Origin of the sequence: Streptomyces marokkonensis (assembly GCF_008312835.1) — a bacterium.
GTDB classification, from domain to species: domain Bacteria; phylum Actinomycetota; class Actinomycetes; order Streptomycetales; family Streptomycetaceae; genus Streptomyces; species Streptomyces marokkonensis_A.
Window position 1 is genome coordinate 1 of sequence record NZ_VSKS01000006.1, and the last position, 13173, is coordinate 13173.

Annotated in this window: 9 protein-coding genes; 5 read left to right on the forward strand and 4 right to left on the reverse strand. The window is 72.1% G+C overall.

The genetic code is table 11. The features are described from left to right. Positions 1-263: 263 nt before the first annotated feature. The gene (locus tag F1615_RS12245; RefSeq protein WP_244328706.1) at positions 264-1469 is read left to right on the forward strand and encodes a trypsin-like serine protease; all 1206 of its coding nucleotides are present in this window, start codon (positions 264-266) and stop codon (positions 1467-1469) included. Positions 1470-1804: 335 nt separating this feature from the next. Here F1615_RS12245 and F1615_RS12250 read toward each other — a convergent pair whose 3' ends face one another. Beyond that, on the reverse strand, positions 1805-2719 hold the full coding sequence (locus F1615_RS12250) for a helix-turn-helix domain-containing protein (protein ID WP_149548968.1): 915 nt from the start codon (positions 2717-2719) through the stop codon (positions 1805-1807). A gap of 155 nt (positions 2720-2874) precedes the next feature. Beyond that, a complete protein-coding gene (locus F1615_RS12255; RefSeq protein ID WP_149548969.1) occupies positions 2875-3105 on the reverse strand; it encodes a DUF397 domain-containing protein in 231 nt (76 codons plus the stop codon). Between the two features lie 162 nt (positions 3106-3267). On the opposite strand from F1615_RS12255, the gene F1615_RS12260 reads away from it, so the two are divergent. The 4 genes from F1615_RS12260 (at position 3268) to F1615_RS12275 (ending at position 8869) form a co-directional block, all read left to right on the forward strand. Beyond that, the gene (locus tag F1615_RS12260) at positions 3268-3852 is read left to right on the forward strand and encodes an ATP-binding protein (RefSeq protein ID WP_149548970.1); all 585 of its coding nucleotides are present in this window, start codon (positions 3268-3270) and stop codon (positions 3850-3852) included. A 29-nt stretch (positions 3853-3881) separates the two neighbouring features. After that, positions 3882-4427: a hypothetical protein gene (locus F1615_RS12265; RefSeq protein WP_149548971.1), complete on the forward strand. Its 546-nt coding sequence runs from the start codon at positions 3882-3884 to the stop codon at positions 4425-4427. Positions 4428-4632: 205 nt separating this feature from the next. Continuing rightward, the gene (locus F1615_RS12270) at positions 4633-7371 is read left to right on the forward strand and encodes a SpoIIE family protein phosphatase (RefSeq protein ID WP_149548972.1); all 2739 of its coding nucleotides are present in this window, start codon (positions 4633-4635) and stop codon (positions 7369-7371) included. Positions 7372-7504: 133 nt separating this feature from the next. Beyond that, on the forward strand, positions 7505-8869 hold the full coding sequence (locus F1615_RS12275; RefSeq protein WP_149548973.1) for an FAD-dependent oxidoreductase: 1365 nt from the start codon (positions 7505-7507) through the stop codon (positions 8867-8869). Positions 8870-8939: 70 nt separating this feature from the next. Here the strand turns inward: F1615_RS12275 and F1615_RS12280 are convergent, their stop codons facing one another. Beyond that, positions 8940-11312 (reverse strand): glycoside hydrolase family 65 protein, encoded by a 2373-nt coding sequence (locus F1615_RS12280; RefSeq protein WP_149548974.1) that lies wholly within the window; start codon positions 11310-11312, stop codon positions 8940-8942. A gap of 83 nt (positions 11313-11395) precedes the next feature. Next, on the reverse strand, positions 11396-13126 hold the full coding sequence (locus F1615_RS12285) for a GAF domain-containing sensor histidine kinase (RefSeq protein WP_149548975.1): 1731 nt from the start codon (positions 13124-13126) through the stop codon (positions 11396-11398). Positions 13127-13173 lie beyond the last annotated feature (47 nt).

A 13173-nucleotide genomic window follows, 5' to 3' on the forward strand; every position in this document is an offset into this window, starting at 1 on the left:
TTCACCTCCACCGGCACCGGCATCAACGCACCCGTCAAGGCCTGGGACTCCGGCACCGGATCCTGGACCTGGGACCGAACCAAGATCGGCTGACCACGCGTATATCGCACCGACATCGTGAAGACGTGGTCTCGCGCGGACTGCGAGTCCTCACGGGACGCCACACCGGGTGCCCGAGACCACGTCTCCACTGAACATCAGATCCGCCGAGCAGCACCCTCACCCGCGCCTCGGCTCCGTCCCTGCGGGGGCCCGTCGAGCGCGTGAGCCACACGTCTCCCACCAAGGAAACCAAGGTCATGCGACACCTCAGAGGCCATCGCCGCGCCCCCTTCACCAGAGCATTCCCCACACGCCTCGCCGCGGCACTCGTCGCCGCGCTGCTGGCGCTGAGCGCCACCCCCGCGAACGCCGTCTCCGGCACCGCCGCGGTCGACGGCACGCTCGCGTTCACCACCCGCCTCGAAATCGGCGACGGCCAGAAGGCCTGCTCCGCCGCCCTGGTACACCCGTACTGGCTGCTCACCGCCAGCAGCTGTTTCGCCGACGACCCGGACGCGAGCCTCGCCATACCCACCGGCGCGCCCAAGCTCAAGACCACCGCGACCATCGGCCGCACCGACCTCACGACCTCCGGCGGCGAGACCCGCACCGTCGTGGAACTCGTCGCACACCCGTCACGGGACGCCGTCCTGGCGCGGCTCAGCCGCCCGGTCACCAGCATCACGCCCGTGAGTCTGGCCGCCGCCGCAGCCACGCCCGGCGAAAAGCTGACGGTGGCCGGCTACGGCCGCACCGCCACCGAATGGGCCCCGCTGCGCCTGCACAGCGGCACCTTCACCGTCGACTCGGTCACCGCGGAGACGGTCGCCACCACCGGCGAGAACGGCGCGAGCGTCTGCATGGGCGACACCGGCGGCCCGGCCGTGCGCCTGGCCGACGGCAAGGCCGAGCTGGTCGCCGTCAGCAGCAAATCCTGGCAGGGAGGTTGCTTCGGCACCGATCCGGCCGTAACCCGGACCGGCGCGGTCAGCACCCGTGCGGACGACCTGCGCTCCTGGGTCGGCTCCACTGTCGCCGTTCCCGCTCCGGCTGCGGCCGGTGCCTGGCGTGCTTACGGCAACACAAACCCGATCACTTCCAGCTCCAGCACGTGGCGTTGCGCCAGCAGTGAGACGATCGCCACCGGCGTGATCGCGCAGGCCTGCGCGATCAGGTCGTCCAACGGAAGCGGGGTCCAGGCAGCGGTGATCGTGCGCAACAACCGATCTAGCCTCTATGGCGCGGAAGCGCGTATGGATCTGTATACCGCCTCGGGCACGCACTTGGGCGACTGGAAGTGCCCGTCCTCGGGGGTTGGGGCGAACTCCTGGTCGGTCTGCTTCGGAACAACCCTCGCAGAGAGCAGCCCGGTGAACTCGTTCGGGACGCTCAACGGTACATATCTCGGCCTGTCATCGAATGCCTGAACCGGGGCCGATCGCCCCGAAGGGCTGAAGCCTTGTCCAGCAAGTGATGACTGAGTCTCCTTCCTCTGTGTTGTGAAGGTGAATTGGTCAGGTCAGGGGATGGCGATGTGACAGAGCCCCCGGTCGTTGGCGGTGTTGTCTCCACTCGACGCCGTCGACACTCCGGGGGCTCTGCTGGTTCCGTTTCCTTCCACGCTGCGAGGTGCCACATGAGCTGGTTGAGCACGTCTCCTGACTCAACCACGCACCGAAGGCGTCAACTGCATGTGTCGTACGCCGCCCTCGTGGGCCTGCCGTGCGGCGAAGAGGCGTAGCTGTACGAGACGTATCGCGTGCTAGGCGTAGCGCTCCTGGATGGTGGTGCGCAGCAGTTCCACGGAGTCGCGGGGCTTGAGCGCCTCGTCGGCGAGGCGGTCCAGCGCGATCCGGTACTCCTCCGTCTCGTCCAGGTCCTCGAGGAAGTTGGCGCTCCTGATGTGCTCCAGGTAGACCACGTCGGGCAGGTCGAGCCCGCCGAAGCGCAGATAGGTCACCGGGATCGCGGGAGCCGACGCGTTCGTCACGTCCAGCGGCACGATCTGCAGCGTCACATTGGCCCGCCCGGCCATCGTCACCAGGTGCTCGAGCTGCTCGCGCATCACCGCGGGACTGCCCAGGACGCGCAGCAGGACCGACTCGTCGATGACGGCCCACAGCTGCGGCGCGCCCTCGCGCCGCAGCAACTCGGCACGGCGCATGCGCAGTTCGACCCGGCGCTGCACCTCGCTCGCCGGGGCGTTCGGCAGCCCCCGCTCGACCACCGCGCGGGTGTAGGCGGCGGTCTGCAGCAGTCCGGGGACGTACTGGATCTCGAAGGTGCGGATCGTGGCGGCGGCCTCCTGGAGCCCGACCAGGCGGTCGAACCACTCGGGCATCAGCCGCTTGTCGTACCGCTGCCACCAGCCCGGCTCTCCGGCCCGCTGGAGCAGTTTGAGCAGCACCGAGGCCTCGTAGTCGTCGGTGCCGTACAGATCCAGCAGCGCGCGGACATCACGCTCGGTCGGTGGGCGGCGGCCCTTGCCGGACTCGATGCGGGACAGCTTCGCCCCGCTGAAGCCGACGGAGCGCGCCGCCTGGTCCTGGGACAGCGCGGCGTCCTCGCGGAAGCCCGCCAGCTGCACGCCGACCAGCATCTTCAAGAGGGTCGGCGCGGGCTCGGGCCTGTCCAGATAGGGTTCCAGACGGGAGATTCGATGCGACGCGGCGGACATCCTGACTCCCAGCAGACCGGCACAAGGGCGGTTTACACTATCGCATCTGACAGGGCCTCACCGCATCCGCGCGGGGGAGGCCCCGCAGAAGTGGGTGCTTGAATTCCGTTTCACCGGCGCCGCGCCGGGCGGACGGCGCCGGCTCCCGGGTCGCGTCAGACGAGATGGTCGAACTCGCCGTCCTTCGCGCCGGCCAGGAAGGCGGCCAGCTCCGCGGCCGTGTAGACGAGGGCGGGGCCGTCGGGGTCACGGGAGTTGCGCACGGCGATCCCCCCGTCGGTCAGCGGGGCCACTTCGACACAGTTGCCCTCGGCGTTGCTGTGCCGGCTCTTGATCCAGCGGGCGTCCAACTGGCTGGCCCGCACTCCGTTCCGCACTCCTGGCACCGCTGTCTCCTTGCTGTTCGCGTTCCCCGCCGCCCACGGCTTCCCGCCACCCGCGGCTTCCCACATGGCGAAAAATCTCGCGCAATTTCTCGTGCAATTGCACGCGGGCGTTGTCAGCGTGGATAATAGCCGCGGCGTCAACCCCCATGTAGGCGCCTTGTCCTGACGACGCATCGAGGAGATGCCGTGTCATCACCTGCGCATCCAGTGCTCCGGCCGCCGGCCGTGGCCGTGATACCGGTGGGTGGTCCCGGCACGGCCCCGGCATCCCCCCACGCACCGCTCCCGGCGGTGCCGTACGGGGATCCTCACCCGGTGCGGGAGACGGTCCGCGCCGTGTCCGCCTCGGCGGCGCTGCGCATCACCTGCGGTCCGGAGGGCCTCGCCCGTGCGCGGTCCTTCACACGGGACACCCTGGACGTCTGGTCGCTCGGCCACCGCTGCGACGACGCCACCCTCGTGATGACCGAGCTGGCCGCCAACGCCGTGACCCACGCGGCACCGGGCCGCGCGGGTGTGCCCGACGTCCGGCTCGGATTCCACCTGGAACCGGCGCACCTCCTGCTCACCGTCTCCGACCCCGACGACCACCCGCCCGTCCGCACGCCCGGTGCCTGCTCCGGCCTGGAGGAGCACGGCCGGGGGCTGTACATCGTCGACGCCCTGTCCGAGGCGTGGGGCTGGGCCCCGGCGGCTCCGGCCGGCAAGACGGTGTGGGCCCGGTTGTCGACCCACCCGCCCACCTGACACGACTGCCGCGGAAAGGCACCCACGCCATGCGCAGCGCTTCGACGGAACAGCCGAGCAGCGAGCGCCCTGTGCGCCACACGTCCCCCACCGGAGTGGCACGGACCACGCCCCTCACGGCACTGTCCCGCGTGCCGTGGGCCGACATGCAGGACTCCACCGGATCGGCGGCGGCGATCCCGCTGCTGCTCAACGGCATCGCCTGGGGGGACCCCGGTACGGCCCTGGCCGCCCTGGAGGATCTGCGGAAACGGATTTGCCAGTACGGCTTCGTCACGGAGCAGGCGACCGCCGCCACGGTCCCCTTCCTCTGGGAGCTGGCCCAGCTCCCGCACGTCACCTGCCGGGCCCGGATCATCGAGCTGCTCAAGGCCATCGCCGACGCCCGGCAGTGGGAGAGCACCGCCGCCGCGTACCCCAAGCTGCTCAACCACCGGGAGAACCCGGTGGTCTGGGAGCGGGCCGCCCGGCAGGCGGTGCGCGCCCGGCGCGGCGACCTGAGCCGGCTGCTGACCGAGCCGGACACCGAGATCGCCCGCGCCACCACGGAACTCGCCCGCGCACTGGCCGACTGAGGCATCGGGCGGATCTTCCGGGGTGGCCCGGTCATGGAACGCGCGCGACCTTCGGGGGACGAGTCGCGCAGGGGGAGGGTCGCGCGCGGCCGAGGGGGGAAGGCCGCGCGCGACCCGCGAAGCCGGTGCGAGGACGAGGGGCGGCCCGCCGGTCGGCCGGGGGCCGCCCCTCGCCTCGCGTGGCGCGGCGGTGTAGACATGGCACATGGTCCGACTCGTGGGTCGATCCCAGACCCGGTCGCCCCTGCCGCCCGGCGCCGCGGCGTCCGCCCGGCGCCGACGGGAGGGAGGCGGCCGCTCTCGGTGGCATCCGGTGGCGGCACTGCGGTCGGTACTGAGCGGGCGCAGTGTCGCCGGACAGGTGTTCGTCCTGCATCTGGTGATCGTCCTGCTGCTGGTCGTGGCCGCCGTCGTGGCACTGGTGCTCCAGGTGCGAAGGGACACTACGCAGGAGGCCCGCAACCGTTCGCTCGCCGTCGCGGAGACCTTCGCGAACGCGCCGGGCATGGTCGAGGCACTGGACTCCCCCGACCCCACGGCGGTGCTCCAGCCGCGCGCCGAGGCGGCCCGCGAGCAGGCGCGCGTCGACTTCGTCGTCGTCATGAACACCGGCGGCATCCGCTACACGCATCCCAAACCGGACCGCATCGGCAAGCAGTTCGTCGGCACCATCGAGCCCGCGCTGGCCGGGGAGCCGGTCGTGGAGGAGATCGAGGGCACCATCGGACAGCTGGTGCAGGCGGTGGTGCCGGTCGAGGACGGCGACGGCACGGTGGTGGGCCTGGTGTCGGCCGGCATCACCACCGAGAACGTCGGCGGGGCCGCGGAGGCCCAGCTGCCGCTCGTCCTGAGCGCGGCGCTCGCCGCGCTCGCCCTGGCCACCGGGGGCGCGGCCCTGGTCAGCAGACGGCTGCTGCGGCAGACCCACGGCCTCGGCCCGCACGAGATGACCCGGATGTACGAGCACCACGACGCGGTGCTCCACGCGGTGCGCGAAGGGGTGATCATCGTCGACGGTGACGGCACCCTGATGCTCGCCAACGACGAGGCGCGCCGTCTGCTCAGCCTGCCCGAGGACGCCGAGGGCCGGCATGTGCTGGACATCGGCCTCGACCCCGGCACCGCCGACCTGCTGTCCTCGGGACGGGTGGCCACCGACGAGGTGCACCGGGTGGGCGACCGGCTGCTGGCGGTCAACCAGCGGCCCACCGACCGCGCGGGCGGCCCGCGCGGCAGCGTCGCCACGGTCCGCGACTCCACCGAGCTGCGGGCCCTGTCCGGCCGGGCCGAGGCCTCCCGCGAGCGGCTCGACATGCTGTACGACGCGGGGGTGGGCATCGGGACGAGCCTGGACGTCACCCGCACGGCCGAGGAGCTCGCCGAGCTGGCCGTGCCCCGGTTCGCCGACTTCGTCACGGTGGACCTGTTCGAGTCGGTGCTGGCCGGCGGCCAGCCGGACGCGGCCGCCGCCCTGCGACGCACGGCCGTGACGGGGATCGCCGACGACGCGCCGCTCTACCCCAGGAACGAGAAGATCCGCTTCGTCGCGTCGTCCCCGCAGGGCCAGAGCCTGGCGAGCGGCCGCCCGGTCCTCGAGCCCCGGCTCGACGAGGCGCCGGGCTGGCAGGCGCAGGACGTCGAGCGCTCCGGTCAGATCGTGGACTTCGGCATCCACTCGCTGATCACCGTGCCGCTGCGGGCCGGCTCCCTGGTGCTGGGCGTGGTCAGTTTCTGGCGTTCACGGAAGCCGGACCCGTTCGACGCCGAGGAGCTGGCCCTGGCCGAGGAGCTGGTGGCCAGGGCCGCGGTCTCCATCGACAACGCGCGCCGCTACACGCGCGAGCACAGCATGGCGGTGACGCTCCAGCAGAGCCTGCTGCCGCGCAGCCTGCCGGAGCAGAGCGCCCTGGAGATCGCCTACCGCTACCTTCCGGCGCAGGCCGGGGTGGGCGGGGACTGGTTCGACGTCCTGCCGCTGTCCGGCGCGCGGGTGGCGCTGGTGGTCGGTGACGTCGTCGGGCACGGCCTGCACGCGGCGGCAACGATGGGACGGCTGCGCACGGCGGTGCACAACTTCTCCGCGCTGGACCTCCCGCCCGACGAACTCCTCGGCCTGCTCGACGAGCTCGTCGCCCGCATCGACCAGGACGAGGCCCAGGACGAGCAGGTGGCACCGGTGACCGGGGCGACCTGTCTGTACGCCGTGTACGACCCGGTCACGCGGCACTGCACCGTCGCCCGCGCGGGCCATCCCCCGCCGGCCCTGGTCCGGCCGGACGGCAGCGTGGAGTTCCCGGACGTGCCCGCCGGTCCCCCGCTGGGGCTCGGCGGTCTCCCGTTCGAGTCGGCCGATCTGGAGCTGCCGGAGGGCAGCAGGCTGGTCCTCTACACCGACGGGCTGGTCGAGGACCGCGCGCAGGACATCGACGTCGGCCTGGAGCAGCTGCGCGAGGCGCTGTCCCGGGCCGGGGACTCCCCCGAGGACACCTGCAGGGTCGTACTGGAGTCCCGGCGGCCGGTCCGGGCCGGGGACGACATCGCCCTGATCGTGGCGCGGACACGGGCGCTGGCCGCCGACCGGATCGCCGAGTGGCCGGTGCCGTCGGTCCCTGCGGCCGTCGGCGAGGTGCGGGCCGCGGTCGCCCGGAAGCTGGCCGAGTGGGGGCTGGAGGAGCTCACGTTCGGCACGGAGCTGATCCTGAGCGAGCTGGTCACCAACGCGCTCCGCTACGGCGGCAGCCCGATCCAGGTGCGCATGCTGCACGACCGCAATCTGGTCTGCGAGGTCTACGACAGCAGCAGCACCTCGCCGCACCTGCGGTACGCGACGATGACGGACGAGGGCGGACGCGGGCTGTTCCTGGTGGCCCAGCTCGCCGAACGCTGGGGCACCCGCTATCTTCCCGCCGGCAAGGTCATCTGGGCTGAGCAGCCCCTCCCCTGAGGCATAAGCGGACCCGTGGAGTAGTCATAAGGGATACTTATGAGCTCATAGAACGGACCCGCGTACCAAGTAAGGCATGCCTCAGTTTAGGCTTCCTCACGAGTCGCCTGTCATCACTCGAAGGGAACTGACCATGCCCCGCCCCCTGCGGGTAGCCATCGTCGGATCCGGCCCCGCCGGGATCTACGCCGCCGACGCCCTGCTCAAGTCCGACGTCGCCGCCGAACCGGGCGTGTCCATCGACATCTTCGAGCGCATGCCGGCGCCGTTCGGGCTGATCCGGTACGGCGTCGCCCCCGACCACCCGCGGATCAAGGGCATCATCACCGCCCTCCACCAGGTGCTCGACAAGCCGCAGATCCGTCTGTTCGGCAATGTGGACTACGGCACCGACCTCCACCTCGACGACCTGCGCACGTTCTACGACGGCGTGATCTTCGCCACCGGCGCCACGGCCGACCGCGCGCTGCCGGTCCCGGGCATCGACCTGGACGGCTCCTACGGCGCCGCGGACTTCGTCTCCTGGTACGACGGCCACCCCGACGTGCCGCGCACCTGGCCCCTCCAGGCCGAGAAGGTCGCCGTGCTCGGCGTCGGGAACGTCGCCCTCGACGTCGCGCGGATCCTCGCCAAGACCGCCGACGAGCTGCTGCCGACGGAGATCCCGCCGAACGTGTACGAGGGCCTGAAGGCCAACAAGGCCCTGGAGGTCCACGTGTTCGGGCGCCGGGGCCCGGCACAGGCGAAGTTCAGCCCGATGGAGCTGCGGGAGCTCGACCACTCCCCCACCATCGAGGTCGTCGTCGACCCCGAGGACATCGACTACGACGAGGGTTCGATCGCCACCCGGCGCGGCAACAAGCAGGCCGACATGGTCGCCAAGACCCTGGAGAACTGGGCGATCCGCGACACCGGCGACCGTCCGCACAAGCTGTTCCTGCACTTCTTCGAGTCCCCCGTGGAGATCCTCGGCGAGGACGGCAAGGTCGTCGGCCTGCGCACCGAGCGCACCGCACTCGACGGCACCGGCAACGTCAAGGGCACCGGCGAGTTCAAGGACTGGGACGTCAGCGCGGTCTACCGGGCCGTCGGCTACCTCTCCGACACGCTCCCCAAGCTGCCCTGGGACATCGACTCCGGCACCGTCCCGGACCGGGGCGGCCGGGTCGTCCAGGAGACCGGCGAGCACCTGCCGTCCACGTACGTCACCGGCTGGATCCGGCGCGGTCCGGTGGGCCTGATCGGTCACACCAAGGGCGACGCCAACGAGACCGTGGCGAACCTGCTGGAGGACTACGCGGGCGGGCGCCTCCTCACGCCCGGGTCCCCGGCTCCGGAGGCGGTGGACGCGTTCCTCGCCGAGCGCGGCATCCGCTTCACCACCTGGGACGGCTGGTACCGCCTGGACGCCGCGGAGAAGGCGCTGGGCGAGCCCCAGGGCCGCGAGCGCGTGAAGATCGTCGAGCGCGAGGACATGCTGCGGGAGAGCGGCGCCTGAGCCGCCCCTCCCCGGAGCCACCCTCTCGGGCGCCCGCCCGGTCCCGGACCGGGCGGGCGCCCGGCGCCGGTCAGTCCGGGAGGGTCAGCCGGCCGGTCTCGCCCGGCTCGACACGGACCGTGCGGCGGTCCGGGAGGTGCACCTCGATCGGGGAACGGCCGGACGCGGGCACCGTGATCTCCAGCAGACCGCGCTCCAGCCGCAGCCGCACGCCCCAGTGGCCGTGGTAGCGCAGCGTGAAGCCGTAGGAGGACAGTTCCGGCAGGGGCACCGGGTCGAGCCACAGGGCTCCGCCGCGGGTCTCGAGACCGGTCAGTCCGCGCTGGACCAGATCGAGCGTGCCGGCCATCGCGCCGAGGTGGATGCCCTCTCCGGTGGTGCCGCCCTGGATGTCGGCGATGTCCGCCTGAAGGGCCTCCTGGCAGAACTTCCAGGCGTCCGCGCGCCGGGCCCGGGCCAGGACCCAGCCGTGGACCAGGCCGCTGAGGGTGGAGCCGTGGCTGGTGCGGTGCAGGTAGTGGTCCACCGTGCGCCGCCAGATCCGTTCGTCGAGGCTCAGCCCCAGCCGGCCGAAGACACCCTGGAGTTCGGCGGGCGAGAACAGGTACCCCAGCATCAGGACGTCCGCCTGCTTGGAGGCCTGGTAGCGGTTGACGGTGTCGCCCTCCGCCTCCAGGATCCGGTCCAGGCGCCGGATGTCGCCGTAGCGGCGGCGGTAGCCCCGCCAGTCGAGTTCCGCGAGTTCCGCGTAGCCCTCGAACTGGCTGATGACACCGTCGTGGAAGGGGACGTGGAGCAGGCGGGAGATGTCGTCCCACTCCTCCAGTTCGCCCTCGTCCAGCCCGGTCCGCTCGGCGAGTTCCCGGCGCCGCGGCTCGGGCAGGCCGCGCAGCACGTCCAGGGTGCGGGCGAGCACCCAGGTGGCCGTGACATTGGTGTACGCGTTGTCGTCGAGGCCGGGTTCGTCGGCGTCCGGGTAGGCGTCGTGGTACTCGTCGGGACCGAGGACGCCCTTGATGCGGTACCGGCCGATCCGGTCGTCGAAGACGGCCGAGTCCGCCCAGAACCGGGAGATCTGCAGCAGCATCTCGGCGCCCTTGGTGTGCAGGAACTCCTCGTCGCCGCTGGCCTCGCAGTACTGCCACACGTTGTAGGCGATCGCCGATCCCACGTGGTGCTGGAGGTGGGAGTGGTCGGGCAGCCAGCGCCCCGAGCGGGGGTTGAGGTGCAGCTGCTGGGTCTCCTCCCGCCCGTCGCTGCCGCTCTGCCACGGGTACATCGCGCCCCTGCGCCCCGCGTCCCACGCGGCGGTGCGGGCGCGCTCCAGGCGCCGGTGGCGGTGGTGCAGCAGGGCGCGCGAGACCTCCGGGAAGTGCAGGTTGAGGTAGGGCAGGACGAACAGCTCGTCCCAGAAGACATGCCCCCGGTAGGCCTCGCCGTGCAGACCCCGCGCGGGGACCCCGACGTCCAGGTCCGCGGTGTGCGGGGAGAGGGTCTGCAGGACGTGGAAGAGGTGCAGTCGCAGGACCCGCTCCGCCTCGTCGTCCACGTCCAGCTCGGCCCGGCGCCAGAGCTGCGCCCAGGCGGTCAGGTGCGGCGCCAGCAGCGCGTCGAAGTCGCCCGCCCGGCCCACCCGGTCGACGGCGGCGTGCAGCGGGTCGCTGATGGCGGGGTCGCGGGAGGTGTGCAGGGCGACGATCTTGTCGACGGTGGCGGTGCGCCCGTCGGCCAGTTCCAGCCGGGTCGTCTGCACGGCGCGGAAGCGGTCGTCCCCGATCGTGACGGGCGCGGGCGAGGTCAGCCGGGCGGCCAAGGCGATCCGCACGTCCGAGGTGCGGGTGCGGCACCGCAGCCACACCGTGTCCGCGGTGGCCGTGCCGGTGAGCACGTGGGTCAGATGACGGCCGTCCAGATCCCGGTAGCGCGGCACCCCGGCGTTGGTGACACCGCCGTCGAGCGCGGCCTCGGTCTCCAGGGTGCCGGAGAACCCCTCGGCGGTGAACTCGGTGCGCAGACCCGCCAGATGAGGGTCGGCCATGTGCACGAACCGGAGCTGGCGCACGAGGAGCGCCCGCCCCGCGCCGAGACGGTACCGCGTCCTGCGCTCCAGCAGCCCCGAGGACAGGTGCAGCGTCACGACGTGGTCGAGCACGGTCGCCGTGTCGGGGGTGAGCCAGGGATCCCCCGGCAGGCGGAAGCGCAGCGGGAGCCAGTTGGGCAGGTTGACCATGTCCTCGTTCTCGACCTGCCGTCCGGCGACCTGGGAGGTGAGCCGGTTGTAGACGCCGGCCGCGTACGTGCCCGGGTAGTGCACCTCGTCCGCGGAACACTCCGCCAGGGCGCCCCGGGTGGCGAAGTACCCGTTGCCCAGGGTGCACAGCGATTCCCTGAGGCGGGCGTCGGCGGGGTCGTAACCGTTGTACTCCCAGGTCCATTCCGTCACTCGACGCTCCTCCCGCCGCGGCCGGGGGTCGCCCCATGGGTACCCCCGCCGGGTCCCCACCACACACGGGGCCGGCCGGAGCCCTACCGCTCCCCCACCGGAACCCGCCACAGGAGTGTGGTGCCCCCGCCCGCGGAGCCGGTGACGTCGAAGGTACCGCCGAGCTGCTCCGCGCGCTCGGCCATATTGCGCAGTCCGCTGCGGCGGCCCCCGGAGGGGATGCCCACGCCGTTGTCCGCGACCGTCAGCCGTACCTCGCGCCCGTCGGTCTGGAGGACCACGTCGGCGCGGTCGGCGCGTGCGTGCCGGGCGACGTTGGTCAGGGACTCGGAGAGGACGGCCACCAGGTGGTCGGCCGTCTCCTTGGGCACCTCGGTGTCGATCAGGCCCTCCATCCGCACGCTGGGAGGGAAGCCCAGCAGGGGCGCGGCCTCGCCGACGACCCGTACGACACGGGCGCGCAGGCCGGTGGCGCCGCCCGCGGTGGCGGTGCGGGAGCGCAGGCCGAAGATGGTCGAACGAATGATCTTGATGGTCTCGTCGAGGTCGTCGACGGCCCGCAGCACCCGCTCCGAGGCCTCCTTGTGCTCGATGAGCCGGCCGGCGCTCTGAAGCGTCATGCCGGTGGCGAACAGCCGCTGGATGGCCAGATCGTGCAGGTCGCGGGCGATACGGTCGCGGTCCTCCAGGACGGCGATCTGCTCGGCGTCCTGGCGGCGTTCAGCGAGCTCCATCGCCACGGCCGCCTGGGCGGCGAAGCCCTGCAGGGGCTCGATCTCCTCGTCCGCGAACGGGTTGCGGTCGGCGGACCGGGCCAGCAGGGCGATGCCGCGCACGCTGTCGCCCGACCCGATGGGCACGGCGACGGCCGGGCCGAGTTCGTCGAGGCGCTGCGGGCCCGGGAAGACCCGTTCGTCGCTGGCGATGTCCGGGCTGGTGACCGGGGCTCCGGTGGTGAAGGCACGGCCGAGCAGGCTGCCGTCGACGGGCACGACGAGCCCGCGGTGGCTGTCCGCGTCCTGGCCGATGGCCAGTTCCACGGTGAGCGAGTCGGTGCCGGCCATGGGTACCGCGACCACGGCGAGGGAGGCGCCGGTGATCTCCCGGGCGCGCTCCGCGATGAGCAGGAGGGCCGTGCCGCGTTCGCTGCCGGACATCAGCGCGTGGGTGATCTCGGCGTTGGCCCGCAGCCAGCGCTCGCGCTGCCGGGACTCCTCGTAGAGGCGCGCGTTGTCGATGGCGACCCCGGCGGCGACCGCCAGGGTGGACAGGACCGACTCGTCCTCCTCGTCGAACTGCGCCCCGCCCCGCTTCTCGGTCAGGTACAGGTTGCCGAACACCTGGTCGCGGACCCGGATGGGAACGCCGAGGAAGGTGTTCATCGGCGGGTGGTGGGGCGGGAAGCCGTACGAGGCGGGGTGGTCGGAGAGTTTCGCCACCCGCAGCGGCTCGGGATGACGGATCAGTTCACCGAGGATGCCGTGGCCCTCGGGGTAGTGGCCGATGCGGGCGATCTCCTCCTCGCCGACACCGACGGTGTGGAAGGCGGACAGCCGCCTGCCGTCCGGGCCGATCACGCCGAGGGCGGCGTACTGCGCCTCCACCACCGCCGCGGCGGCCTCCACGATGCTGTGCAGCACCTGTTCCAGCTCCAGCTCCCGGCCGACCGAGAGCACGGCCTCCAGCAGGCTGTGCACCCGGTCGCGGGTGCCGCGGGCCGCGTCGATACGGGACTGGAGCTCCTCGAGCAGCTCGTCGAGGCGCAGCTGCGGTAGCCGTACGCGGGCGTCCTCGTCCCGCTCGGAGCCTTCCACCCGTGTGCCTCCTGTCCGCTCGCCTCCGCACCGCCGCCCGGCTGCCT